Below are 23,594 nucleotides of genomic sequence, written 5' to 3' on the forward strand. Positions count from 1 at the left end.
TGCCGGGTGAGGTCGGGCACACGGCCGGTTTCGCTCCCGCGCGGCCCCCACTACGGGTCCCATAGACATTGATCCGCGTAGTGCCAGCCTGTCCCCCCACCGCGGGAGGTGTGCCGCATGAGCTCAGGACGGCCGAGTATCACCACACATGGCAAGACCCGGTTCGACGGCATCTACAACCAGCCTGATCCGCGCGCCTACTTCCACAGGCTCGCGCCACTGGAGTACGAGATCCCGCACCATGGCCAAGAAGTATTCCGTCGCGCTCGGGCCGACCGGGCAGCCGCCTACGGCACGGACGACCCGGTCACGGTGCTTGATCTGTGCTGTTCCTACGGCATCAACGCCGCGTTGCTGAATTACGACCTCACGCTCGCCGAGCTGTACGAGCACTACACCGACCCCGAGGCAGAACCCCTCACCACCGCTGAACTCATCGCAGTGGACAAGGAGTTCTACGCCTCACGGCGCCGTCCGGACGCGACGCCGGTCATCGGACTCGACTCCGCGGACCAGGCCGTCCGATATGCCCTCGACGTCGGCCTGCTCGACGAGGCCTATGCCGAAAACCTGGAGCAGACTCCGCCCGGACCAGACCTGCGGCGCGCCGTCGGGCGTGCCGGGCTGATCACGGTCACCGGAGGCATCGGCTACATCACCAAGACCACCTTCGAGGCGCTTCTGGAGTGTGCCGAGGTCCCGGTCTGGGTGTACGCCTTCGTCCTGCGGACCGTGCCGTATCACCCGGTGGCCGCCGCTCTGAGCGCCTTCGGGCTGGAGACCGAGACGGACCCGGCGCGGACCTATCCGCAGCGCATGTTCAGCGATCCGGCGGAACAGCGCTACGCCATTGAGCAGGTTCGTCTCGCGGGTCACGACCCGATCGGGCTGGAGACCGCGGGCCGGTACCACACCCAGCTGTACCGGTCCCGACCGCGCACGGTCTGAGGGCCTGCCGGAACCTGAAGGCGCCGCAGGCACGGCGCCGACGACCGCCCTGGAACCCGCTGTAGGCATAGCCGGAATTCCCGACTTGCTTGCCGTGCGGAGAGGCGCAGTCACGACTCCACGCCCGCTGGATCTGAGGTCGGAAAGTTCCCTGCCGCGGAAGGCGCGCTGTTCTGCGCCCAGGCTGGGCTCGTGGGTTGATCCGGGTTGTCGATCTTCCCGTAGAAGGAGAGGAGGGCGTCCGCGAGCCGCTCGGGCGCTTCCATCGCCACGTAGTGGCCGATGCCGTCGAGCGAGACGGAACTCATGTCCTTGGTGACCTGGCGCAGCGTCGCCGGCGTGAACTCTCCCGACCTGCTTCCGACGGCGAGCACGGGCGTGGCGAGGTGTTGGGATGCCAGGTTCCGGATCTCTTCGCCTTCACGGAGCATCGATCGGTAGAGCCCGGCGGCGCCGTTGAACGCCGCGGGCCGCGCGTAGGAGCGGGTGAGCTCGTCGATGTCCTGATCGGTGAACGCATCGGGGGACGCACACAGGGAGGGCAGGGCGTATTCGGCGAGGAATGCGCGCTCCCGCCCGGCGAGAAGCATGTCAGGGATGCCGGGGGCGGTGAGAACACCGATGTGCCAGGCGCCACCGTGAGTGACGTCGGCGAGCCTTTCGACGCCGAACCCGGGCAGCCCGGTCTCGATCGCCGCGTAGCTTCGCACGCGGTCGGGGTGCGTGGCGGTGACACGGAACGTGGTGGGACCGCTGATGTCCTGGCCCGTCAGGTGGACGGGTCCGACGTCGAGCCGGGCGATCAGCTCGCTCAAGTCTTCGGCCGCGGTCGCGCTGTCGTGCTCCGCCGTGGCGGTGGCGGAGTCGCCGAAGCCGCGCAGGTCTGGGGCGAAGACGCGGTGGTGCCTGCTGAGCAGGGGGATCAGCTTGTGGAAGACCCACCAGGTTTCCGGAAAGCCGTGGACCAGCATGACGGGGGATCCGGACGTTCCGGCTGAAACATAGTGCAGCTGCGTGCCGTTGAGGCTCACTCGGTGGTGTTCGACGCCCGGAATGGTGGCACCGAGGGTTGCGGGGTTCATTGCTGGCCTCCCTTTGATTGACAACCTGGTTGTCAACCTACGAGTCGACAACCAGGTTGTCGACCCCTTCGGGGCTTTCGTATGATGCGCCCTATGGCACGGTCACCAGGTGCCGAGCTTGCGCTCCTGCTGCTCGGCGGCTTCCAGTCGATGGCGGATGACGTACACGGTGAACTGGCGAACCGCGGACACAAAGGTGTGCGCGCATCCCACGAGTTCGCCCTGCGCGCCATCGATGAGGGAGCGGACACGGCCACCGAACTCGGCCGCAGCCTGTCGGTGTCCAAACAGGCAGCCGCCAAGACGATCGCCGCCCTGGAGCGGCTCGGATACCTCGAACGCGAGGCCGACCCGAACGACGCGCGCCTCAAACGACTCCGCGTCACAGACCGTGGCCACGACATGATGACCCTCGGCGCGGCGCTCTTCACCGAGGTCCGCGAACGCTGGGCGGCGCAGATCGGAGCCGAGCAACTCGACGCCCTCGAAGCACACTTGACCCAGCTCGCTAAGAACCGGCCGCCGAGCACGAAGAACCTGGCACGACTCCGCGAGGATCTCGGCGAGGCCATCTGACGACGCGGGTCGGATCCGATCTCGCGTCCATGTCCCTCAACACCTGAAGCAGTTGCACTGCGCGAGGCCCCGGCCAATACCGGATACCTCCCCTCGGTTCGTGGTCGGGCTCGATCCGACTCCGGGGAGCTCCAACCTCATCGGGCTGGCAGATTCGCCGCCGTCCGGAAGGTCAGCCCGTCTTACGTACACTGCCTCATTGAGCCCCTCGGGCTGTAGGCAGGAAAGTGGAGATGACGGTCGCGACATCGGCACTGAGTAACCGCCCCGACCGGCTCACGACCTGGGCCGGGGCGTCTGGGCCACACCCGCACACCCTCACATGCGAGGGGCCGCCCGATCGCCAGACCGACCCAGGCGCTCGTTGAAACTCCCCATTCCGTCGGACTTTGAGCGAGTGAGGCGACGAGTTCCCCTGGCGAGTATCCGTGAGCGGGCCACGTCACGGATTCCGCAGTGTGCGCCTGCGAGATGCGCGACGCGCCTGATGTCATCCCGATGCCGCGCCGGGTTCACCCGATTGGACGCCGCGGCCGGGTCCGACGGCGCTGGTGGAGGAAAGCTGATGTGCCGTAGGCCCCCAAGGAAAGCGAGAACGGCATGACGGAATCTGCGGTCCATGGCTCACGACGCCGAATACGGCGTACGGGCGTCGCGGCGGCGGGGTTCGCCACTGCCGCCTTGTGCGTGGTCACGGTGGCCCCCGCCGTAGCGGACGACGGCGCCAGCGGCGCGAAGCCCACCATCGTGCTGGTGCACGGAGCATTCGCGGACGGCTCCAGTTGGAACGGGGTGATCGAACGACTCGAGCGCCAGGGCTACACGGTCATGGCCCCGGCCAACCCGCTGCGAGGGCTGTACAGCGATTCCACCTACATCGCCTCCGTGCTGAAGAGCGTCAAGGGTCCGATCGTGCTCGCTGGTCACTCCTACGGCGGAGCCGTGATCAGCACGGCCGCGGCCGGCAACGACCAGGTGAAGTCCCTGGTGTACATCTCGGCGCTGATGCCCGACGTGGGCGAGAGCGGCATGTCACTGGGAGCCCGTTTCCCCAGCGCCCTCGGCACTGCCACCCGGACCGTGCCCTACGAGGCAGGTGGAGGCGTCAGCGGGACCGACCTCTACCTGAAGCGCGACAAGGTGCACCCGGTCTTCGCCGCCTGCCTTCCAAAGAGCCAGGCGAATCTGCTGGGGGTGACTCAACGGCCCGCCGCCACCACCGCGTTCTCCGAGACGGCCAAGGTCGCGGCCTGGAAGACCATCCCGTCCTGGGCACTCGTCGGCCGGCAGGACATGACCATCAGCCCGGACCAGGAGCGGTTCGAGGCCAAGCGCGCCCACTCCCACACAGTGGAGATCAACTCCTGTCACGTGTCGCTGATCGCGCACCCCGCCGACGTCGCCGCTCTGATCCTCCAGGCCGCCACCGCCACTGCCGCCACCGCCGGCGGATCCGACCGCCTGGCGCTCGCGAACTCCGGCTCCGTGCAGCGCACCGCAGTCGTGACCGGACTCGCCAGCGCCTCCCTGGCTACCGGCTCCGCTCTCGTTCTCCTCGGCCGCCGACTGCGACGCCGCACGTACTGACCGCACATCGCCGTCCCACGACGCCGGATGCGGGATGACGTGCGCGGGCTGCCGGGCCCGGTCGGCCGCAAGAACGGCTGGCAGCTTGCTGAGTACGCCGCGATGCCATCCCGGACGGGCTCAGCGCTTGCTGTCCCACAGCCGCTGGGACCCCGACCGTCTCCGCGATGACCTGCAGTCCTGTGCAGCAGAGCAACTCGGCACATCTGAGGGTGTGTTGATTGTCGTGACAACGGCTTCGTCAGGAAGGACACCACCTCAGCCGGGGTGCAACGGCAACGTTCAGGGACCGCGGGCCGGAGCGAGAACTGCCAGATCGGTGTCTTCGCTGCCTACGCCGCCACGCGTGGGCACGGCCTGGTCGACCGCGAGCTCTGTCTGCCCAAGTGCTGGGCCGAAGACCGGGAGCGCTGCCAAGCGGTCAGGATCCCCAGCGGGCGTGACTTCGCCACCAAGAACGGCCTCGCCAGCGTCATGATCCACCGGTCACCTGCCGTGGTGGTCATCCGCTGTGCGTGACCTGGGTTTGCCGGCGCGCGTCTCCCGCCGCTCGGGCCGCGCGGGGAGCAACCGGCCCGTCATTCGTCCCATTGGTCGAGGAGGGCGTCGGCGAGGTTCATGCCTGGTTCGTCGGGGTCTTCGTGCAGGGACTGCTCGGTCCAGATGATCTTGCCGTGGGGTGTGTAGCGGGTGCCCCAGCGCTGGGCACACTGAGCTACCAGGAACAGGCCGCGGCCACCCTCGTCGGTGAGCCGGGCCCGGCGCAGGTGTGGGGAGGTGCTGGAGCCGTCGGCCACCTCGCAGATCAGGTTTCGGTCGTGCAGCAGGCGCAGTCGGATGGGTGGGGCGCCGTACCGGATGGCGTTGGTGACCAGCTCGCTGACGATCAGCTCAGTGCTGAAGGCGACCGTGGTCAGACCCCAGGTCACAAGCCGGCGGCTGACTTCGGCACGGATACGGGAGACGGCGGCCGGGTCGGCGAGCACGTCCCAGTCGGCGACATGGTCGGGGCCCAGCAGCTTGGTGCGGGCGATGAGCAGGGCGACGTCGTCGCGGGGGCGTTCGGACAGCAGGGTGTCGAAGACCGCCTGGCAAGCCTGTTCCGGCGTGTGGTCGGCGTGGGAGAGAGCGTCTCGCAAAAGTTCCAGGCTGGTGTCGAGGTCGCGGTGCCGGCTCTCGACGAGCCCGTCGGTGAAGAGTGCCAGCTGGCTGCCCTCCGACAGCTGGAGCGTGGCGGTTTCGAAGGGGAGACCGCTTCCCAGGCCGAGCGGTGGTGAGACCGGGGTGTCGGGGAAGGCGACGGTGCCGTCGGGGTGCATCACAGCGGGGCCCGGGTGGCCGGCTCGGGCGAAGGTGCACGCCCCGGAGACCGGGTCGTAGATCGCATACAGGCAGGTGGCGCCGGTGATCCCGTCCCTCTCGCTGGAGGCCTCGGCGATGTCCAGATAGGCGACCAGCTCGTCCAGATGAGTCAGCAACTCGTCGGGGGAGAGGTCCAGGGTGGAGAAGTTGTGCACCGCGGTACGCAGTCGGCCCATGGTGGCCGAGGCGTGCAACCCGTGGCCGACAACGTCACCGACCACCAGGGCAACACGGGCGCCTGACAGTGGAATGACATCGAACCAGTCTCCGCCGACCCCAGCCTGTGCGGGCAGATAGCGGTAGGCGACCTCCAGAGCCGTCTGCTCAGGCAGTGTCTGGGGAAGCAGGCTGCGCTGCAGCGTGACGGCTACCGTGCGCTCGTGGGTGTAGAGGCGGGCATTGTCGATCGCCACTGCCGCTCGGGCCGCCAGTTCCGTGGCGAAGGACAGGTCCTCTTCGTCGAAGGGCTCAGAGCCCTCGGCGCGCCAGAAGTCGCCCAGTCCAAGCACCACACCTCGCGCCCGCAGCGGCACCGTGATCAGCGAGTGGATGCCAGCGTCCAGGACCCTGCGGGACCGCTCGGGGTCATGGGTGCGCCAGCCCTCAGCCACGTGCAGGTTGGCTTCAAGGACCGCCTGGCCATTGATCACGCTCGACAGTTGAGGCGAGTGGGGTGCCCAGCTGATGAGTTCGCCAACGGGTTGCAGCGGCGAGCCCGGCAAGTCGCCGCTGACAGCGGCGCGGCGCATCTCGGTGCTCTCCTCGGTCGGTTCCCCACCTGCAAGAACCGGATCCAGCAGGTCTACGGTGACCATGTCTGCGAAGCGTGGAACTGCCACTTCAGCCAGCTTCTCGGCGGTGCGCACCACATCCAGGGTGGTGCCGATGGACGCGCCCGCGTCGTAGAGCAGCGACAAGCGCTCGCGAGCGGTCTCTGCCCTGCCCGCCAAGGCCCCTAGCTCGGTGGTGTCCCGCAGCGTCACCGCGCTTCCGGCCGGTCCGCCGTAAGGGGCGGTTGGCCGCACGTTCACCGACAGCAGATGATCTCCCGCCATGTGCACCTCGTCGCTGGCTGTCCGTCCCGATGCGAGGAGTTCGGCGATGGGTGGGTCCAGGTTCAGGTCCGGGATGGGCAGCCCTTGGGCGTCCTCGGCCAGGCCGAGCAACCGCCGTGCCTCGTCGTTGGCGAGCAGCAACCGACCGTCACCGCCAATGATCAGCACGCCCTCCCGCACCGCGTGCAGGACCGCGTCGTGATGTTCGTACATGCGCGTGATCTCGACGGGGCCGAGACCGCGGGTCTGCGCCCACAGCCTTCGGCTGATCAGGGCTGCTCCGCCGATGGTGACGGCCACCGCTCCGACGGCAGCGCCCAGCACGGACGACAGTTGCGCCGTGACCCTGTTGCTGACGTGTTCGAGGGTTACGCCGGCCCCGACGGCGCCGACCACCGTGCCATCCGGTGCCTTGACAGGGACGTAGGCCCGGATCTGAGGGCCCAGAGAGCCGACGCCCTTCTCCGTCGTCGTCCGCCCAGCCAGCAAGGGAGCCATGTTCGTAGTGGTGTGGATCCCGGGCCGGCTCGCGACCGAGGAGATGGCCTCGTAGGTGCCATCCCGGTTCAAGACACCCAGAAAATCTACGTTTGAGGCTTTCTGGGCCTCTTTGATCCGCGGCTGCAGCACCGCGGTGGGATTGGAGGACACCAGGGCCTGCGCGACGCCGGGTGAACTGGCAAAACCTTGGGCGATGGCGAGCGAACGATTACGGGCGTCGCGGGTGCTTGCGTGCTGGGCTGTGAGGACGAGTGCGACAACGGCGCCGATAGCCAGCAGGAACACGATCGCCACTTGCAGCACGAACATCTGGCCTACGACGCTCCGGATGCCGAGCGGAGACAGTAGGCGGTTGCGCCGATTGCCGGCCGACGTGTTCAAGCGGTGCTCATGCGAGGATTCATTCGACGACATGTGTGATCCGCGCATATCTCAATTTATCACCGCTCATAACGCCTTATCACCGCCCATAACGCCTAGAAGTGGCCATAGGCGCACACCGTGAGGTCTGCCCTTGTGGTCGATGGCGACACGACAGAAGCTCTCCGGCAGGCCCCGCCCGGCACGGGCAGCTGGAGCACTCCACCGGCTTCCCGCGCGACCGGCGCGGTGCTGGCGACCACCTGATCACCCCGCCGCTCTCGAACCGCAACGCGGTGCTGCCGACTCCGATCGGCAACCAGGCAGAGAGCCCGGTCCCCTGTGGGTCACCGGGCCCGCGCTGTGCCTGCTGCTGCGCCTGTCGGGGCCGAGGTACGGGCTGTGCGAGGCGCCGGAGATCCGCGGGCCCGGCGCGTGGGCCGACGGCTCCTCCGGCGGCGCCGGGGGACCTTGAGCAGCGAGTCGCGGCCGAACAGAGTCAGGTACCACGGCACACCGGCCCCCGGGATGCTGACGGGTTCGCCGTCGACTCCGGTGGCTTGGATCGTCAACAGGTCGAGGTCGGTGAGGCCCTGCGCGCAAGCGAGCCCCAAGTCATTGCCGAGATCGGGGAGTTGGAGTGTCGTGTCGCGTACGGGCTGCGCTGCGAGTTGCGGCCCGCCGTGCGGATGGGCAGCGACGTGTAGCCGCATCTCTGCCTCGGCATGTGGGGAGAAGGGCAGACGCCACACCAACTCGTAAGAGGGTCCGTCGCTCGCGTGCACGTTATCGGGGCGGGCTCTGCGGTCACCGTGATGCGCGAGCGCCAGGCGGCCTGCTCGTAGTCGAACTCCACGCCCGCGACCGGACAGTGGGCCCGGCGCACTGTGTCGGCTTTGGGGGAGTCGCCGTGCGAAGAGACCGGCGAAGTCCGTGTCCACGGTGAGGGCGACCTTGGCGACGATCGGGTCCTGGCTGTTGCTGACGAAACGCAGGAGGTCCTTGAACGCGCCTGCCGTGACCGTCTGCCGGCGGAACACGGTGGATGCGGGCGGGGCGTCGCGGGTGCCTTTTGGGGTGAGGGCACACTCGGCCGCGCCGTCCGCTGTCGGTGCGACCAGGGAGAGAACGACGGGCGCGCTGCCGTCGACTGTGAGCTGCCAGCGGGTCAGGTGGCGGGCGTCACGGACGAACAGGCCCTGATTGGCGCCTAGCCGTGAGCGGCCGGCCGGGCTGGGCAGCTCGTGACCCCGCCGGGCCGCCCGGACATGCGAGGAGTCGATCACGGCACGCGACCGGTCCGACTGGTTCGCCGACCGCAGTCGCTCCGACAGCACGTGAGAAGTGGCTGTCCTGGAATGGCGTCGGTGGCGCGTTCCCCTCCGGGCCCGGTGCTCGTACCGCATCCTGGGCTACCCCCTGTCCGTTCGTGCCCATACATGCCCGAGTCTGTTTACATCGTCGATCTGTCGGCGTAACGTGACGGCTAATCCACACGCTCGGGCATGGAGCGGATCCAAAACAACATGTATGCGCCGCAGCGACAGCAAGCAATCCTCCGTCTCGCCCGTGAGAGCGGCCGGGGCCACGCGTCGTCGGCGTCGCGCCCGTCGAGTGTGGCGCCCGGCATGCAGGAAGCCACCTGGTCGACCTCGTTGAGCAGGGCGAGCACGGCATCGGGGGCGGCGGGCACCGTGATCTCGGGGATCGAAGGACCCAAGGTCTCCGTCCCGGCCTGACGGTCCGCCCCGCACTCTGATTCCCATCACCAAACAGGAGAGTTCACCATGCATCAGCGCACTGTCGCCGTGGGTTCCCAAAGCGGTCTGCACGCTCGCCCGGCCTCATTGCTCGTCCAGGCAGCGACTCGGCAGCCGGTCAAGGTGACCATCAGCAGGGACGGCCAGCGCGCCGCCGACGCCCGGAGTCTGCTCTCTGTGCTCGCCCTGGCGGCCCAGTACGGCGACTCAGTGGTACTGGCCGCGGAGGGCGACGGCGCGGAAGCCGCGGTCGACGAGCTGGCCACACTCCTCGCTCGCGACCTCGACGCCACGCCGTGACGTCAGCGGCCACCGCCGCCACCCCATCGGGCGCCGCTGCCTCCGGTCGTCCTGCTCGCTGCCCCGCGGCGCCGGACCAGCGCCTGATCTGCGTGCAGGTCTGGTCAGTCGGGCACGACTGAGCTCGCGGTCGCTGCCGCAGCAGTTCCGATCTTTCCACTGAGCAGGTGCCCCGCCCCTGGCACGGTCGGCGGCAGGCCGAGTTCGGTGAGCAGACGGTAGGTCGTCGCGGTCGCCGCTGAGAGTACGGGGATGCCGCAGGCGTCCTCGACAGGCTGGATCGCCTCCAGGGACGGCATCTGTACGCAGGCCGAGAGGACCAGGGCGTCCGCTCCGCTGAGGTCGAGGCGCTGGTAGTGGTCGCGCAGATCCGCGGGGTCGAGTCGGGCGACGGCGAGGTTGTCGGGGACCTCGAGGCTCAGGGAGTCCACGACCTCGGTCCCGGTGGACTCGATGTAGTCGGTGACCAGCGCGGTGAGTTCCTTCATGTACGGGGTGACGACCGCGATGCGACGTGCGCCGAGCGCGGCAATGCCGTCCAGTAGCGCTCCTGCACTGGACACGACGGGGACCTCGGCGCCCTGCTCCCGCAACACGGCGGTGATCTGGTCCTCGGCGGTGCAGTGGTAGCCCGGGCCCTGCGCCATGATCGCGACGAGGCAGGCCGTGGCCACCACATCGGGCCGTGCGTCGGCGAGTTCGAGCGCGGCACGCTCCGTCTGGGCGTTCATGCCGCGCAACTGCTCGGGTGTGACCTTCTGCATGCGCATACGGCTGCTGTGGAAGACGAAGCGGTCGTCGTGGCCCGCCTCCTCGCGGGCCCGGAGCATGCGCGGGACTTCGGTCTCCATCGTCAGGTTCGAGCTGGGCACGATCATCCCGATGTGGTGCGTGGGCATGTACTACCTCCAACGAAAGTCCGGACACGTACGATTTTGGTCGAGGTGCGCCCCGGATCCCACCAGAGGTAGGAGCCTGGGCGGGTGGAGCGATGGGTCAGGAACTGCGGGCCAACTGCTCCCAGCGGTCTGCCAGGAGAGTCAACTCACGGACGACCTGCTCGCGTCGCTCCGGGGCGTAGGACTGGAGCAACTGCTCGTCCAGTTGCCGGGCCCGCACGTTCGCCGCGTCGACCACCTTGTGGCCCTCCTCCGTCAGATGCAGCAGCTTGCGTCGGGCGTCGGCGGGCGACGGGGTGCGGGCGAGCAGCCCACGGGTCTCCAAGCGGCGCGCGATGTCGGTCATGGTGGAGGTGTCGAGGGCGGCAAGGTCGGCCAGGGACTTCTGATCCAGTCCGGGATTGGCCTGGGCGATCTGCAGCACCGCGAACTGAGGACCGGTCAGTGTCGCGTCGACGCTGCGCACCCAGACCGCCAGATATGCCTGATAGAGGCGCCGGGCCTGGAAGCCGGGAGCCTCGACGAGACGGCGGGGAGCGCTGGGGGCATCGGCAGCCGGCGTGGCGTCAGCCGTGGAGTCGGTCATGGACCAACTTTCCCATGGAGGGGCATTCCTGAAGTGGGTGGGGAGTTGTGAGGGCCTCACGCAAAAGGGCGAGGGCGATGTCCGGGTTGTCCCAGAACAGCATGTGGCCGGCGTCCGGGACCTGGACGAGTCGGGCGGACGGCAGGGCTCGTTCGGCTTCGGCTGCTCCTTCGGCCGTCACCACCGGGCTGTCCGCCCCGTACAGCAGCGTTGTCGGTGTGGCCGCGTCGATCCGGGGCCACCAGTCGAAGAAGTCCTCGCTCTCGAAGCCCTCGTGCGTGGCCCTGACCGCCGTCTCGCCGCAGCTGCTCAGCCAGCGGGCCCGCAACTCCTGTTCACGGCGGGGCCACCGAGGCCAGGCCCTGGCGACCTCGCCGGCGTCCGTGCCGCGCTGAGCCTCGTGCAACTGCGTGAGAAAGGCCTCCAGAGTGGTGGGGTACGGGCCGCGGCCCGGGCCGGACAGCGGCGGATCGACGAGCACGACGCCGCGCAGCGCGATTTTGCCGCGCACGGCTGCCGCTGCGGCGATGCGTGCGCCCATCGAGTGCCCGAGCAGCAGCGGGCGGTCCAGGTCCAGTTGTTCGACAACGGCCTCGACGTCGGCGGCATAGTTCTCCAGGGTGTAGCCCTCGCCGTCGTCGGACAGGCCGCGGCCGCGCACGTCCAGTACGACGGGACGCGCGAGGTCGGTCAGCGCTCGAGCTACGAAGTCCATGGTGACGGCAGGGGAGGTGATGCCCGGCAGGATCAGCAGCGGGACGCCGTCGCCGCCGTAGTCGAGGGCGTGCAGGCGGATGCCGTCCCGGTGTGTCCAGCGGCTTCGGGCCGGGATGTCCGCGAGGTCGGCGAGCGCGGCCTGGGGGAGGGTGCGATGGGTCATGGGGCGGGGAGTCCTCACGGTGTGCCGGGGAACTTGGCGAGATCGGCGAGATAGGTGAGTGCGTCGCACTGGTCGATGACGTCGCCGTACTTGGCCTGGATGTCGAAGAGCGCGGCGTCGTGCGGGCCTTGGGCGCGGTCGCCCACCGCGTCCCGCGGCACCAGGACGGGGAAGCCCGACTGGACGGCGTCGACGGCGGTGGCTCGTACGCAGCCGCTCGTCGTCGCGCCGCACACCAGCACCGTGTCCCGGCCCAGCGCCGTCAGCTGGGCGGCGAGCGAGGTGCCGAAGAACGCCGATGCGCCCTTCTTCACGATCAGTACGTCCCCGTCCCGGTACGGCAGGCGGGGGTCGAGCGCGACCGCGTCGCTTGCCTCGCGCAGCGCGCGCATGCCCGGCGCCTTGTCCAGCCAGGCAAGAGAGCGGCCGTCGGCCTCGGCAGGGGAGTAGGAGATCGCTGTAAAGATCACGGGCAGGTGTGCGTCGCGCGCCGCCTCGATGAGCTGGACAGTGGCGGCGACAGCCTCGGTGAGGTCGCTGCCGGTGGGGAAGCCGGGCTCGGTGAAGCCGCGGGTGAGGTCGACGATGACGAGCGCGGGATGGGCGCCGCGGGACACGGGGGCGCCGAAGCCCGCCCGCTCGTAGACGGAATCGGTCCGCGGACCGTAGTGCGCGGTCATGAGGGCCTGCCTTTCAACGGTGGGAGCAGCGACGGGAGAAGGCGCGGGTTAGCAGCCAGCCCTGGACCATCCCGGCGGCGAAGGCGGCGGCCATGGGCGCGTACCGGGCGGCGGTGGGGCCGGCGAGCAGGGCGAGCCCGTCGAGTTCGGATGTCGTGACAGGAGCGGGCAGGGAGGCCGGCTGCGCGACGGCCGTCGCGGCGTGCGGAGCGCTCTGCGCAGGAGGGTTGCCGGTGGACAGCTGCGCGACCAGGTTCTGCGCGAACTGCCGCAGGAGCCGGTCGGAGACGGTCACGATGGCGCCCTTGCCGAACTGGGCGATCTTTCCGCGGATGACCAGATCGGTCGAGATCCGCAGCAGCGAACCGGAGCCGTCCGGGGCGTCGGCGACCTCCAGGTCGACGGCTGCCTCGGCGTCCCCGCTGCCGTGGACGTCGGCGCCGCTGGCCTTGAGCCGAAGGCGGCGCTTGTCGGCGTCCGACTCGAGGAAGCGCACCGTGCCCGCGTATCCGGCCGTGATCGGCCCGACCTTGACCTTCACCGTGCCACGCCACGCGTCGTCGGCGTCGCGCCCGTCGAGTGCGGCGCCCGGCATACAGGAGGCCACCCGGTCGACCTCGTTGAGCAGGGCGAACACGGCATCGGGGGCGGCGGGCACCGCGATCTCGTTGGTAAGGATCACTGGGCATTCCCTTCGTACGGCAGGCGACCGGTCCTCTGCGTGCGGCGGGCGGCGGCGCAGTGCTCGACCGCGTCGACGATGGTCTGATAGCCGGTGCAGCGGCACAGGTTGGAGGAGACGGCTTCGCGGATCTCCTCCCGGTCCGCGTCCGGGTTCTGGGCCAGGAAGCCCTCGGCGAGCATGAGGAAGCCGGGCGTGCAGAAGCCGCATTGGAGGCCGTGGTGGTCGGCGAACGACTGCTGCAGATCGCCCAGTTGGTCTCCCTCGCCGAGCGATTCGACGGTGCGCACCTGCCGTCCCTCTGCCTGCACGGCGAACATCAGACAGGAGCGGGCGGGGCGTCCGTCGACGAGGACTGTGCACGCCCCGCAGATCCCGTGTTCGCAGGCGAGGTGCGTGCCCGTGAGCCCTAGCTCGTGGCGCAGGGTGTCGGCGAGGGTGCGGCGCGGGTCGAGGACGACCTCGCGTGAGGTGCCGTTGACGGTGAGGGTCACCAGCTGCTGGTCGGTGGCGCTGTTCACGCGGGCTCCTTGTGCTGCTCGTGCCCCTGGTGTGCGTACGAGGCTTGTTCTAGGGCGAGTTGGACCTGTTCCGGGCGGATCGGGGTGTTCTCCAGCTCGATCCCCGTGGGACGCAGGGCGTCGTTGACGGCATTGAGGACGGCGGCGGGGGCGCCGATGGTGCCTCCCTCGCCCGCGCCCTTGGCGCCCGTCTCGGTGATCAGCGAAGGGGTCTCCAGGTGGAGGATCGTGATGTCCGGGATCTCGGCCGCGGTGGGCACCTTGTACTCCATGAACCCCGTGCACTCGGGGTCGCCCTGCGCGTCGTAGGTGACCTGCTCGTACAGTGCACCGGCGATGCCCTGGGCTATACCGCCGCGACACTGGCCCTCGACGACCGTCGGGTTGATGGCGACGCCACAGTCCTCCACGCACACGTACTTGAGGATCTCCACCTGCCCTGTGCCCTCGTGGAGTTCGACGACGACGCCGTGGGTGGCGTTGGAGAAGGTGCCGTCGCTCAACGTGTCGAACGAGGCGGTGGCCGTGAGGCCCGGCTCGATCCCGACGGGAAGCAGGTCCGCCCGTAGGTAGGCAACCTCGGCCAACTCGACGAAACTTACAACGCGTTGGGGACCCTCACGCAGTCGTACGTTGCCCTGGTCGAGGACCGTGTCCTCGTACGGGACGTCGAGCAGCCTGGCGGCGAGGACACGCAGCCGCTCGCCCAGCAGCCTCGCCGCACGGCGCACCGCGCTGCCCCCGATGGCGATCGAGCGGCTGGCGAAGGTACCCCATCCGTAGGCGACCCGGTCGGTGTCGCCCTGGTGCAGCTTGACCTTGTGCAGGTCAAGGCCCAGCTCGTCGGCGGCGATCTGGGCCATCGTCGTCTCGTGGCTCTGTCCGTGGCTGACCGTGCCGGTGGTGACAGTGAGGGCACCGGTGGTGTCCATCCGTACTTCGGCGAGGTCGAAGCCGGGTACCACCTTCATCTTGCGCTGCGCGAAGGCTGCGGTGCCGTAACCGGTGCGCTCGCTGAAGCAGGAGTAGCCGATACCGAGATGGCGGCCCTGCCCGGCCGCCTCTGCCTGACGGTCGTACCAACCCTCGTTACGCAGCACCTGTTCGCACAGGTCGAGCGACTCGCGGTAGGAGCCGGGATCGTAGGTGATGTTGTTGACCCCGCGGTACGGGAAGTCCGTGATGACGTTGCGGCGGCGGATCTCGACGGGATCCAGGCCGAGCTCCCGCGCGGCACGCTCGAAGACCCGCTCGACAGCCATCACGTACTGCGGTCGGCTGACACCCCGATAGGGGGCGGTCGGTGCCTTGTTGGTGGTGATCGCGCGCCCGCGCACCCGGTAGGCGGGCAGCCGGTAGACGCCCGGCATCTCGGACGAGGCCATCAGCGGCTCGATGCCCACGGTGAACGGATAGCAGGAGTAGGCACCCATGTCGCAGACCACGTCGGCGTCCAGGGCCAGGATGTGCCCGTCGGCGTCGAAGGCGGCACGCAGGCTGTAGTGCTGCTCGCGGGCGAGGAAGGAGGCGGTCAGCGCGTCCTTGCGGTCCTCGATCCACTTCACCGGGCGTCGCAGGCGCAGCGCCGCCGCACCGACCGCGATCTCCTCGCGGCCCACCACGCACTTGATGCCGAAGCCGCCGCCCATGTCGGGCACGATCACGCGCACGGCCCGCTCGTCAAGGCCGAGGCAACCAGCCATCACGGTCCGCACCTGGTGCGGGATCTGCGTGCAGGTGTGCACGACCAACTGCTCCTCGCGCGCGTCCCATTGGGCTAGAGCGCCGCGCGTCTCCAGCGGCAGGGCGTTCTGCCGGCCGGTCCGCGACTCGACTCGAACGGTGCACGCGGCGCCGGTGAAGATCTCGTCGATGCCCTCCGTCGCGAAGAGGGACACGTCGAGGAGCGTGTTGTGCGCGGCTCGCTCGTGGACCAGCGGGGCCCCGTCGGCCAGCGCCGCCTCCTCGTCCAGTACGGGCGGGAACACGTCGTAGGTGACCTTGGCCGCCTCGATGCCGTCCTCGGCCGCGTACGGGTTCTCGGCGATCACGATGGCGAGGGGCTCACCGACGAAACGCACCCGGTCGCCGGCGAGGACGGGCATCTCGGTGGGCACGTACTCCTCGACGGGGCGGTGCAGACCGGCGGTGATGCCTTTCAGGTCCAAGTCCTGGGCGGTGAACGCGGCGACGACACCAGGTACTTCGCGTACCGCGGACAGGTCCAGGGAGGTGATGCGGCCCGACGCGACGCTCGCCCGGACGAACTGGGCGTGGAGCATGTGCGGGACCTGGATGTCGTCGACGAACCGGCCCTGCCCGGTCAGCAACCGTGGGTCCTCGCGGCGGGGGACGGCGGTACCGACCAGAGGCGTACCCATGGAGGCCGCCGCGGATCCATGTGCGGCGTGGGCCGCGAACGCGTCGGGGCTCATCGTGCCATCGCCTCCTCACACGCGCGGCGGACCAACGTGCGGGTCAGGGCGCGGCGATAGCGCGGGCTGCCATTGTGGTCACCGGGCGGGTCGATCGCGGCGCCGGCCGCCTCGGCGCACGCGACGAACAGGGCGGATGCCGGTCCCCCGCGGGCGAGTTCCAGCTCCGCCTCCGGCACCCGTACCGGCGCTGGGGCGACTCCGCCGAGTGCCACCCGCCCTCCCCGTACGGCACCGCCCTCCACATCCAAGTCGACGGCGACGGCGACGATCGCGAAGTCTCCCTTGCGCTCCGCGAATTCGGTGAGCGCCGCGTACGGCGCGAGGCGCGGGAAGACCACCTCGGTGATCAGTTCGTCGGGATCGAGAGCAGTGGTGAAGAAGCCGTGGAAGAAGTCACCGGCGCGGATGCTGCGGGTACCGCGCGGTCCCTGGGCCACGATGTGCGCATCGAGCAGGACGGCGAGCAGGCACCACTCGGCGGTGCTGTCCCCGTGGGCGATGCTGCCGCCGATCGTTCCACGCGTACGGATCGGCAGATGGCCGACCCAGCGCATCGCGTCGCGCAGCACGGCGAATCCGGGTCCCAGCCGCGCCGGGTCCGCCGTCTCGACGGCGTGGTGGGTGGTGAGCGCGCCGATGCGCAGCCCGTCGGCACCAGGGCGCAGGCCGGTCATCCGCTCGCTCGGTGGGAGGCTGCCGATGTCGATGAGGTGGCTGGGCCGTGCGAGCCGGTAGTTCATCATCGCGATGAGGCTCTGGCCGCCCGCCAGGAGCTTGGCCTCGTTGCCCAGTTCGGTGAGCAGCCGGGTCGCATCCTCGGCGCTGCGGGCGCGATGATAAGTGAAGGGAGCGGGTTTCATGGTCCTCCTCTCGTCGTGGTCGGGCCGGGTCAGCCGGCGGGCCGGGCGGGCTCGACGGGCGGTACCGTCGGGCGAGGGGACGCCGACGCGGGTGCCAAGTCCTGTGCTACATGGTCCAGTTCGCGCCCCTTCGTCTCCGGAGCACCCACCGCCATCCATCCCACCGCGACGGCGGCCGCGGCACCGAGCACCGTGAACGTGAGCGGCAGTCCGAACACCGGCCACATCACCGTGCCGAACAGCAGCGGTGCGAAACCGGTGGCGACACGGCTCGCCGCGGACGCGGAGCCGAAGCCCGTGGCGCGCATCGGCGTCGGATACAGCTCGGCCACATACGCGTACAGCACGGGGATGGTCAGCTGGATGGTGAAGCCGAAGACGGCGAGAGCCACCATCGCAGCCGTCGGCGTGGACAGGAGCGTCGCGAAGAGCACCAGGGCGACGGAGGCGAGTGGCGCCGAGACACCGATCAGCCACTTACGGCCCACCATGTCCACCAGCCAGGCGGACACGGCCACACCCGCGATTCCCACGGCGCTCATCAGGGTGGTGCCCGCGAAGGCCGCCGTGTTGCTGTAGCCCTCGTCGGCGAGGATGGACGGCATCCAGCTCAGCGCCGCGTAGTACACCAGCATGATGGTGACGAACAGGGACCAGGCGACCGACGTGATGCGCGGGCTGAACGTCCACACCCGTCCCAACTGGGCACACGCCTCGGCGAATCCGCCCTGGCGGCCCTCCTGATCGACCTGCCGGGGCGCAGGTACCGCGTACGGCTCGACCGGGGCGCCCGTACGGGCCACAAGATCGTCGATGACCGCACGGGCCTGTCGCTCGCGGCCCTTGGCAGTGAGGTAGATCGGGGACTCGGGCACGCCGCGCCGTACCCAGAAGAGCAACAGCGCGGGGAGCGTCATGGCGCCCAGCATCCAGCGCCAGTCGCCGCCCAGATCCAGCATCGCGGTGGAGGCCAGGCCGCACAACGTGCCGCCGATCGGCCACCACAGATCCAGCGCGGTCAGGATCCGGCCGCGGTACTTGCGCGGCGAGAACTCACTGATGAGCGCGTAATCGACGGGGATGCAGCCGCCGAGTCCGACACCCGCGCAGAAGCGCAGGGCGAGAAAGACCTCGTAGGTGGGGGAGAAGGCACACAGGACGGAGAAGAGCGCGAAGATCAGCAGTGTGGTGCTGAAGGCCTTCTTGCGCCCGATCCGGTCCGCGATCGAGCCCCAGAGGACCGCGCCGGCCGCCATGCCGACGAGGTTGGCGGTCGCGACGAGGCTGCGCTCGCCGACCGACAGGCCGAACTCGGTGCCGAGCAGCGGGGTGAGGAAGCCGTTGAGGGCGACGTCCCAGGCATCGAAGAGATACCCGAGGCCGCCGATGATGAAGATGCGGCCCTGGACGCCCCATCTCCAGGGGAGTTCCTGAACGATCTGGTCACCGGTTTTCACGCGCGTACTCCAGGTCTGCAGAGGGTGGGCGCCGCGACATCGCGGGCACTGGGGGACTGCACGAGCTGCGGGTGCGGCCACGGAGCGGGCCGTGGTGAGACACGGGGGAGGAAGTGTCAGCGGTGGTGACGGTAGGCGAACGACTCCCCATCGGCGCCGTCGAGCGGGGTCCCGCTCCACAGCCAGTCGTAGGACACGTCCGACTCGCCGTCGAAGCACTGCGCGAGCGCGGCGTCGCGTGCGCGCTGCTCGGAACCGTCCGGGTAGCGGTAGAAGGTCCTGTTGCGCAGCGAGGCCTGCTGCACCATCGCGGCGTGCTTGGCCCGGCGGTGGACGTAGCGCTGCAGCGCGTCCTCGATGCCGCCGGCCGTCACGGCGCCCAGCTCCTCGGCCAGGACCGCCGCGTCCTCCATGGCCTGGGACGCACCCTGGGCCTGGTACGGCAGCATCGCGTGGCAGGCGTCGCCGAGCAGCGCGACCCGGCCGTCGACCCAGACCGGATCGGGCCGCCGGTGGTACAGCGCGAAGCAGGTGACGTCGTCCTTGGCTTTGGCCAGCATGGCCGAGACGCGGTCGTCCCAGCCGTCGTAGGCTTCGACGAGCTGCCCTGCCGAGGCGGTGGTGGTCCACTGCTCGGCCACCTCGTCGGTGCACGGCACGCAGCCGACGACATTGAGGTACTCGCCGCCACGGATGAGGTAGTGCACCAAGTGGCGACCCGGCCCGTACCAGATGGTGCTCTGGAAGCGATCGAAGAGGAACCGGGTCGCCGGGTCGGCCCGCAGCAGCTCCCCGGGGATCAGGGCACGGAAGGCCATGTCGCCGGAGAAGACCAGGGTGTCCTCGGCGCCCATCAGATCGCGGACCTGGGAACGGACACCGTCCGCGCCGATGAGGGCGTCGGCGGCGTACCGCGTGCCGTCCTGCGTGACCGCCACGGGACGTCGCGGATCGCTTCGGTCGAGGGCGGTGACGCGGCTGTCGGTACGGATGGTGACGGCGGGGCCAGGACCGGCCGGATCCGTGCAGGCGTCGAGGATCACCCGGTGCAGATCTGCCCGGTGGTAGTGCCAGTACGGCGCGTTGAAGGCGTCCTTGACGTGCCGTCCGAGCGGAGTGAGGCCGATGATGCTGCCGTCCTGCCAGCGGCGGCGCACCTGGTCGAGGGGCTCGGTGCGGATGGCTTCCAGCTGCCGGCGCAGGCCCAGACCCAGCAGAATGCGGCTGGCGTTCGGCGCGGTCTGGATCCCGGCTCCCACCTCGCCCAGCTGAGGAGCCTGTTCGAGGACGGTGACGCGCAAGCCCTGCTGCCGCAGTGACAGCGCGGCCGTGAGGCCACCGAGGCCGCCGCCGACGACGGTGATTTCAAACGACTGACTGAGAGCCACGAGTGCTGATCTCCTGGGAGTGAGGTGGGACCGCGGATCCTTCGGCGCCAGTGGCCGCCGCTTCAGCCCTGGGCGAGGCGCCCGCCCGTGACGACCTCGACACCGTCGACGCCGACGGTGCAGCCGCGCATCGCGATGTCCAGGTGCGCGTACGACTCACGCTGCAGGTGCGGGTGGGGACCCGTCGACCACAGGAAGTTGCCGGCGAAGGCGCGCGCGTCCATGCCCATCAGGTCGTCCTTGCCGTACATCGCGGTGGCGAACCAGTCCGCTGTGCGCATCAGGCCCCACCCCATGTGAGACAGGCTGCGAGCCCACTGGTCCTGCGAGTCGTCGAAGAAGGTGTTGAGCATCTCGGCCTCGGCACCACCGCTGACCTTGTCGATGTGGCCGCCCGAGACCTCCAGGGTGACGGGCGTACGCACGTACTCCTTGAACGGCAGCAGGATGTCGCCCTCCGCGAGCACGATCTGCCCGTCGGAGATCTCCGGCCAGCACAGCACCATGGTGCTCGGCCAGTGATCCCAACGTCCGGGGTCATCTGCGAAGCCGCACTGGAACTCCGGGTGCGAATCGGTGAGTTGGACCGTCAGGTCGGTGCCCGCCGCGGACGTGACGCGCATGACGGAGCCGGTGCGCAGCAGGGAGACACCATCGAGGACCCGCACCTTGTCCCCGGCGTCGGGGAGATTGCGGATCAGCACGTCAGGCGCGTCGCAGACGAAGATGATCCGCGTCCCTGCGGCGAGAATCTCCTGCTGCACGGGGGCGTGGATGAAGCCCTCACGAGTGAGGTCGACGACGAGGTCGGCCGACTTGAGCAGGTCCTGGGCGGTGCGGTCGTTCAGGACGGACACCAGACCTGGGCCCGCACCGGTGTGCGTACTGGGCATCGGCGCAGGTGAACCGCCGGGCACCGTAGCGGAGATGACGTGTGCGCCGAGGCTCTTGGCGGCACCGAAGGCGGCGGCCACGTAGTCGCCTCGGCTGCCGGGTTCGCTGAGAACGACGACGTGCTCGCCGTCCCGCAGCTTGCACAGCCGTAGTTCTCGGGTGAAGGCGTCGAGGAGGTCGACGGAAGTGAAGTCAAACACGGTGTTCCTCCGGGGTTGTTCGGGATGAACGTCGCATCCGGACCTGGATGCGGGCAGCGCGGAGTTACGCAGACGTGTGGGATGGGATCGTTGATCGGTGAGCCGAAGGCACGTGGAGCAGGGCAGAGGTATGCCCACGCCGGCGGCCTCGGGCGGTTGACCGGATGCCCGCTGCCGAGATAATCCGAACACGTACTATCAGGGGTGCGCAAGAGCCCGGGTCGGACGCGGCACGTAAATTCCAGGTGTCGGAGGATCGATCCGGCGACGGCCCGGGGTGAGGTCGGCTGGGCGGTTGCCGGCCGCGGTGGCCGCGAGACCCTGCACCAGGCGATGTCGGTCCCCCTGGCATCGCACATGAGCTGTCGGGACCTGAGTCGCCATCAGGGCACGCGATCTTTGTACAGCCGCGGCGGGTTCTGCAGCCACTGCTAGCCTGCTGCCCATGGTCAAGGGCGGCCCGGCGGACCGACTGGCCCGCATGGTGGGGGACAGCAGGCCGGAGCGTGCGCTGATCGCCGCCAGTTTCGTCAACAGGGTCGGCAACGGTCTGTTCAACGCGGCGTCGGTGCTCTATTTCACCTTGGTCGTGGGCCTGCCGGCGGTGCAAGTCGGCGCGGCGCTCACCATCGCCGGAGTGGTCGGCTTGTGCGCGGGCATACCGGGGGGCCATCTCGCCGACCGGCGCGGGGCGCGCACAATCATGATGCTGGCCCTTGCGGTCCAGGCGGTATCGATGTCGGCTCTCCTCGCCGTCGAGAACTGGGCCGCGCTCACGGCCATCGCGACAGTCGACCGGATCGCCGCCGCGGCCGGCGGGGCGGCCTGGGGCGCTCTGGTGGCCCGGGTCGGGGTTGATCGCCCGGCACTGTTCCGCGCGAAGTTGCGCACCTTCGTCAATCTGGGCGTCATCCTCGGAACGGTGGGTGCCGGGCTGGCGTTAGCCGCGGACACCCGCGGTGCCTATGTCGCGCTGATCCTCGGCAACGCGGCGAGCTTCGCCCTGTGCGCATTACTTCTGTTCCTGGTGCCCCGCTATCCGGTGCTGGCAGCACCTCCGCAGCAGCATCGCTGGATCGCTTTCACGGACCGCCCGTTCCTGACGTTCACTGCCCTTTACGGGGCCATGGGACTGCAATACCCGGTGGTCTCCCTGCTCTTGCCGATCTGGATCTCCGAACACACCGAAGCGCCGCGCTGGACCGTGGCCGCACTGTTCGCCGTCAATTCCGCCTTCTGCGTACTGATGCAGACCAGGATCGGATCCCGTATCGAAACCCCGCACGACGGTGGCAGAGCGTTTCGCACTGCGGGGCTGAGCTTCCTCATCAGCTGCCCGATGATGGCGCTGGCGGCGTACACCCCGGTCTGGGCGGCAGCGGCACTTGTCCTGGCAGCGATCTTCGTCCATAGCCTGGGGGAGGTCTGGGAGTCCTCGGCGGGCTTCGCCCTGGGCTTCGGTCTTGCCCCCGACCATGCCCAGGGCCAGTACCAAGGTCTCCTCGGCCTCGGCTTCAGCGCGGGCCAGGCTCTTGCCCCAGCGATCCTCACCACGGTGGTGCTCGGCCTCGGCACGGCGGGCTGGCTGGTGCTGGCGTCGTTCTTCGCGGCGCTGGGCGCTGCCGGTCCACCTCTTGCCCGCTGGGGCGTGCGGACCCGGCCGCAGCCGGGCGTTGCTGCGGAAGCCACGGAAATTTCCAGTGAGTAGGCGTCAGGAGTCCTCCGCCTGGCGTGGAATTCGTCGATGACTGGTCCGCTCGGGAATGCCGATCGACCTCGGGAAATATTGGACCGACGGCCTCGACAGAGTCGAAGCCGTCGCTTTCAGCAAGTACTCCAGCGTGGTTTCGTGATCTATCCGCCGGCTGCGTGGGCGAGCGGTCGTCGGTAGTGGCTGCGTCGGATTGCCTGGTGGCGCGCGGGGCTGCGGCGGACCAGCATGTGGTGGTGGTCGCCGGTCCCGACGCGTGCCCAGGACCAGTTGCAGTGGATGTCTCATTTGCGATTGTTCAGTGCGCCAGGGGAAATGTAGCGTCGCGATCATGGAATCGCTGACTGGAGCCACCACCGACCAGGCACCGGCAGACGCGGCCGCATCCGATGACATGCTGGCCACTCAGCCCGTCGGCTACTGGACCGGTCTGGCTCACTCGTCCGTCACCCGCCACCTGCGTGACGCCATGGCCAAGATCGACGTCACGCAGCCGCAGTACTGGGTACTCAACCGCGTGAACGGCGGGCCCACGGCGCCGAGCCGTGAGGAGGTCGTCGCCCAGCTGACGCACCTGGCCGACGGGCAGCACGAGATCGCCCGGGTCGTCGACCAGTTGCTCCACCGCGAATGGCTCCGGATCGATGCCGGGCAGCGCCTGCACCTCACCGATGCCGGGGAGGCTGCCAGAGCGCGGCTGCGTGAGCTGGTGACCGAGCTGCGCGTCGTGGTGCACAGGGGCATCAGTGACGAGGAGTACGTGGCCGCGCTCAAGGTGCTGCGCAAGATGGTGGCCAATGTCGAGGGTGACGGGGACTCCTGGTAATCCGTTCTCATTTCGCGATTCTGTGGCGGATCCGGTTGGAA

20 protein-coding genes and 2 pseudogenes are annotated in these 23,594 nt (G+C 69.1%); 8 read left to right on the forward strand and 14 right to left on the reverse strand.

Annotated elements, in window-relative coordinates; translation table 11 throughout:
* Positions 1 to 117: 117 nt before the first annotated feature.
* Complete coding sequence (locus tag LGI35_RS43365; RefSeq protein ID WP_227299920.1) at positions 118 to 948, forward strand: hypothetical protein; 831 nt, start codon at positions 118 to 120, stop codon at positions 946 to 948.
* A gap of 110 nt (positions 949 to 1,058) precedes the next feature.
* Here the strand turns inward: LGI35_RS43365 and LGI35_RS43370 are convergent, their stop codons facing one another.
* Positions 1,059 to 2,030: an alpha/beta fold hydrolase gene (locus LGI35_RS43370; RefSeq protein WP_227299921.1), complete on the reverse strand. Its 972-nt coding sequence runs from the start codon at positions 2,028 to 2,030 to the stop codon at positions 1,059 to 1,061.
* 93 nt (positions 2,031 to 2,123) lie between these two features.
* Between LGI35_RS43370 and LGI35_RS43375 the strand changes: the two genes are divergently transcribed.
* The 3 genes and pseudogenes from LGI35_RS43375 to LGI35_RS46725 all read left to right on the forward strand — a co-directional run.
* Positions 2,124 to 2,606 (forward strand): MarR family winged helix-turn-helix transcriptional regulator, encoded by a 483-nt coding sequence (locus LGI35_RS43375; protein WP_227299922.1) that lies wholly within the window; start codon positions 2,124 to 2,126, stop codon positions 2,604 to 2,606.
* A 600-nt stretch (positions 2,607 to 3,206) separates the two neighbouring features.
* A complete protein-coding gene (locus LGI35_RS43380) occupies positions 3,207 to 4,193 on the forward strand; it encodes an alpha/beta fold hydrolase (protein ID WP_227299923.1) in 987 nt (328 codons plus the stop codon).
* Positions 4,194 to 4,211: 18 nt separating this feature from the next.
* Positions 4,212 to 4,688: pseudogene (locus LGI35_RS46725) on the forward strand (IS701 family transposase); the annotation flags it as partial.
* An 83-nt stretch (positions 4,689 to 4,771) separates the two neighbouring features.
* Here LGI35_RS46725 and LGI35_RS43390 read toward each other — a convergent pair.
* Complete coding sequence (locus LGI35_RS43390) at positions 4,772 to 7,420, reverse strand: SpoIIE family protein phosphatase (protein WP_227300756.1); 2,649 nt, start codon at positions 7,418 to 7,420, stop codon at positions 4,772 to 4,774.
* Positions 7,421 to 7,677: 257 nt separating this feature from the next.
* On the opposite strand from LGI35_RS43390, the pseudogene LGI35_RS43395 reads away from it, so the two are divergent.
* A pseudogene (locus LGI35_RS43395) lies at positions 7,678 to 7,892 on the forward strand (transcriptional regulator); the annotation flags it as partial.
* On the opposite strand, the gene LGI35_RS43400 reads toward LGI35_RS43395, so the two are convergent.
* Positions 7,819 to 8,877 carry a glycogen debranching N-terminal domain-containing protein gene (locus LGI35_RS43400; RefSeq protein WP_227299925.1) on the reverse strand — a complete coding sequence of 353 codons (1,059 nt, stop codon included), beginning with the start codon at positions 8,875 to 8,877 and terminating at the stop codon, positions 7,819 to 7,821. The pseudogene LGI35_RS43395 and the gene LGI35_RS43400 sit on opposite strands and share 74 nt — an antisense overlap.
* A gap of 381 nt (positions 8,878 to 9,258) precedes the next feature.
* Between LGI35_RS43400 and LGI35_RS43405 the strand changes: the two genes are divergently transcribed.
* Positions 9,259 to 9,531 carry an HPr family phosphocarrier protein gene (locus tag LGI35_RS43405; RefSeq protein ID WP_227299926.1) on the forward strand — a complete coding sequence of 91 codons (273 nt, stop codon included), beginning with the start codon at positions 9,259 to 9,261 and terminating at the stop codon, positions 9,529 to 9,531.
* A 104-nt stretch (positions 9,532 to 9,635) separates the two neighbouring features.
* On the opposite strand, the gene LGI35_RS43410 is transcribed toward LGI35_RS43405, so the two are convergent.
* The 11 genes from LGI35_RS43410 to LGI35_RS43460 all read right to left on the reverse strand — a co-directional run bounded on the left by LGI35_RS43410 (position 9,636) and on the right by LGI35_RS43460 (position 21,016).
* Positions 9,636 to 10,430, reverse strand: coding sequence for a maleate cis-trans isomerase family protein (locus tag LGI35_RS43410; protein WP_227299927.1), 795 nt, complete (start codon positions 10,428 to 10,430; stop codon positions 9,636 to 9,638).
* A gap of 97 nt (positions 10,431 to 10,527) precedes the next feature.
* The gene (locus LGI35_RS43415) at positions 10,528 to 11,016 is read right to left on the reverse strand and encodes a MarR family winged helix-turn-helix transcriptional regulator (RefSeq protein WP_227299928.1); all 489 of its coding nucleotides are present in this window, start codon (positions 11,014 to 11,016) and stop codon (positions 10,528 to 10,530) included.
* On the reverse strand, positions 10,997 to 11,896 hold the full coding sequence (locus LGI35_RS43420; RefSeq protein ID WP_227299929.1) for an alpha/beta fold hydrolase: 900 nt from the start codon (positions 11,894 to 11,896) through the stop codon (positions 10,997 to 10,999). The genes LGI35_RS43415 and LGI35_RS43420 overlap by 20 nt, the downstream gene beginning before the upstream one ends.
* A 14-nt stretch (positions 11,897 to 11,910) precedes the next feature.
* Positions 11,911 to 12,576, reverse strand: a complete 666-nt coding sequence (locus LGI35_RS43425; RefSeq protein ID WP_227299930.1) for an isochorismatase family protein — start codon at positions 12,574 to 12,576, stop codon at positions 11,911 to 11,913.
* 13 nt (positions 12,577 to 12,589) lie between these two features.
* A complete protein-coding gene (locus LGI35_RS43430) occupies positions 12,590 to 13,258 on the reverse strand; it encodes an SRPBCC family protein (RefSeq protein ID WP_227299931.1) in 669 nt (222 codons plus the stop codon).
* Positions 13,255 to 13,779, reverse strand: a complete 525-nt coding sequence (locus tag LGI35_RS43435) for a (2Fe-2S)-binding protein (RefSeq protein WP_227299932.1) — start codon at positions 13,777 to 13,779, stop codon at positions 13,255 to 13,257. Before LGI35_RS43435 ends, LGI35_RS43430 begins: the two co-directional genes overlap by 4 nt.
* Positions 13,776 to 16,160 carry a xanthine dehydrogenase family protein molybdopterin-binding subunit gene (locus LGI35_RS43440; RefSeq protein WP_227300757.1) on the reverse strand — a complete coding sequence of 795 codons (2,385 nt, stop codon included), beginning with the start codon at positions 16,158 to 16,160 and terminating at the stop codon, positions 13,776 to 13,778. Before LGI35_RS43440 ends, LGI35_RS43435 begins: the two co-directional genes overlap by 4 nt.
* Before the next feature lie 50 nt (positions 16,161 to 16,210).
* Positions 16,211 to 17,077, reverse strand: coding sequence for an FAD binding domain-containing protein (locus tag LGI35_RS43445; RefSeq protein WP_227299933.1), 867 nt, complete (start codon positions 17,075 to 17,077; stop codon positions 16,211 to 16,213).
* A 29-nt stretch (positions 17,078 to 17,106) separates the two neighbouring features.
* Complete coding sequence (locus LGI35_RS43450) at positions 17,107 to 18,534, reverse strand: MFS transporter (RefSeq protein WP_227299934.1); 1,428 nt, start codon at positions 18,532 to 18,534, stop codon at positions 17,107 to 17,109.
* Between the two features lie 116 nt (positions 18,535 to 18,650).
* Entirely contained in the window at positions 18,651 to 19,922 is a 1,272-nt protein-coding gene (locus tag LGI35_RS43455; protein WP_227299935.1) for an FAD-dependent monooxygenase, read from the reverse strand.
* A 62-nt stretch (positions 19,923 to 19,984) separates the two neighbouring features.
* The gene (locus LGI35_RS43460) at positions 19,985 to 21,016 is read right to left on the reverse strand and encodes a 2,5-dihydroxypyridine 5,6-dioxygenase NicX family protein (protein ID WP_227299936.1); all 1,032 of its coding nucleotides are present in this window, start codon (positions 21,014 to 21,016) and stop codon (positions 19,985 to 19,987) included.
* A 445-nt stretch (positions 21,017 to 21,461) separates the two neighbouring features.
* On the opposite strand from LGI35_RS43460, the gene LGI35_RS43465 reads away from it, so the two are divergent.
* Both LGI35_RS43465 and LGI35_RS43470 read left to right on the forward strand, forming a co-directional pair.
* On the forward strand, positions 21,462 to 22,724 hold the full coding sequence (locus LGI35_RS43465; RefSeq protein ID WP_227299937.1) for an MFS transporter: 1,263 nt from the start codon (positions 21,462 to 21,464) through the stop codon (positions 22,722 to 22,724).
* Positions 22,725 to 23,058: 334 nt separating this feature from the next.
* Positions 23,059 to 23,553, forward strand: a complete 495-nt coding sequence (locus tag LGI35_RS43470) for a MarR family winged helix-turn-helix transcriptional regulator (RefSeq protein ID WP_227299938.1) — start codon at positions 23,059 to 23,061, stop codon at positions 23,551 to 23,553.
* Positions 23,554 to 23,594: the final 41 nt, after the last annotated feature.

The organism is Streptomyces longhuiensis, from assembly GCF_020616555.1.
Lineage (GTDB): Bacteria > Actinomycetota > Actinomycetes > Streptomycetales > Streptomycetaceae > Streptomyces > Streptomyces longhuiensis.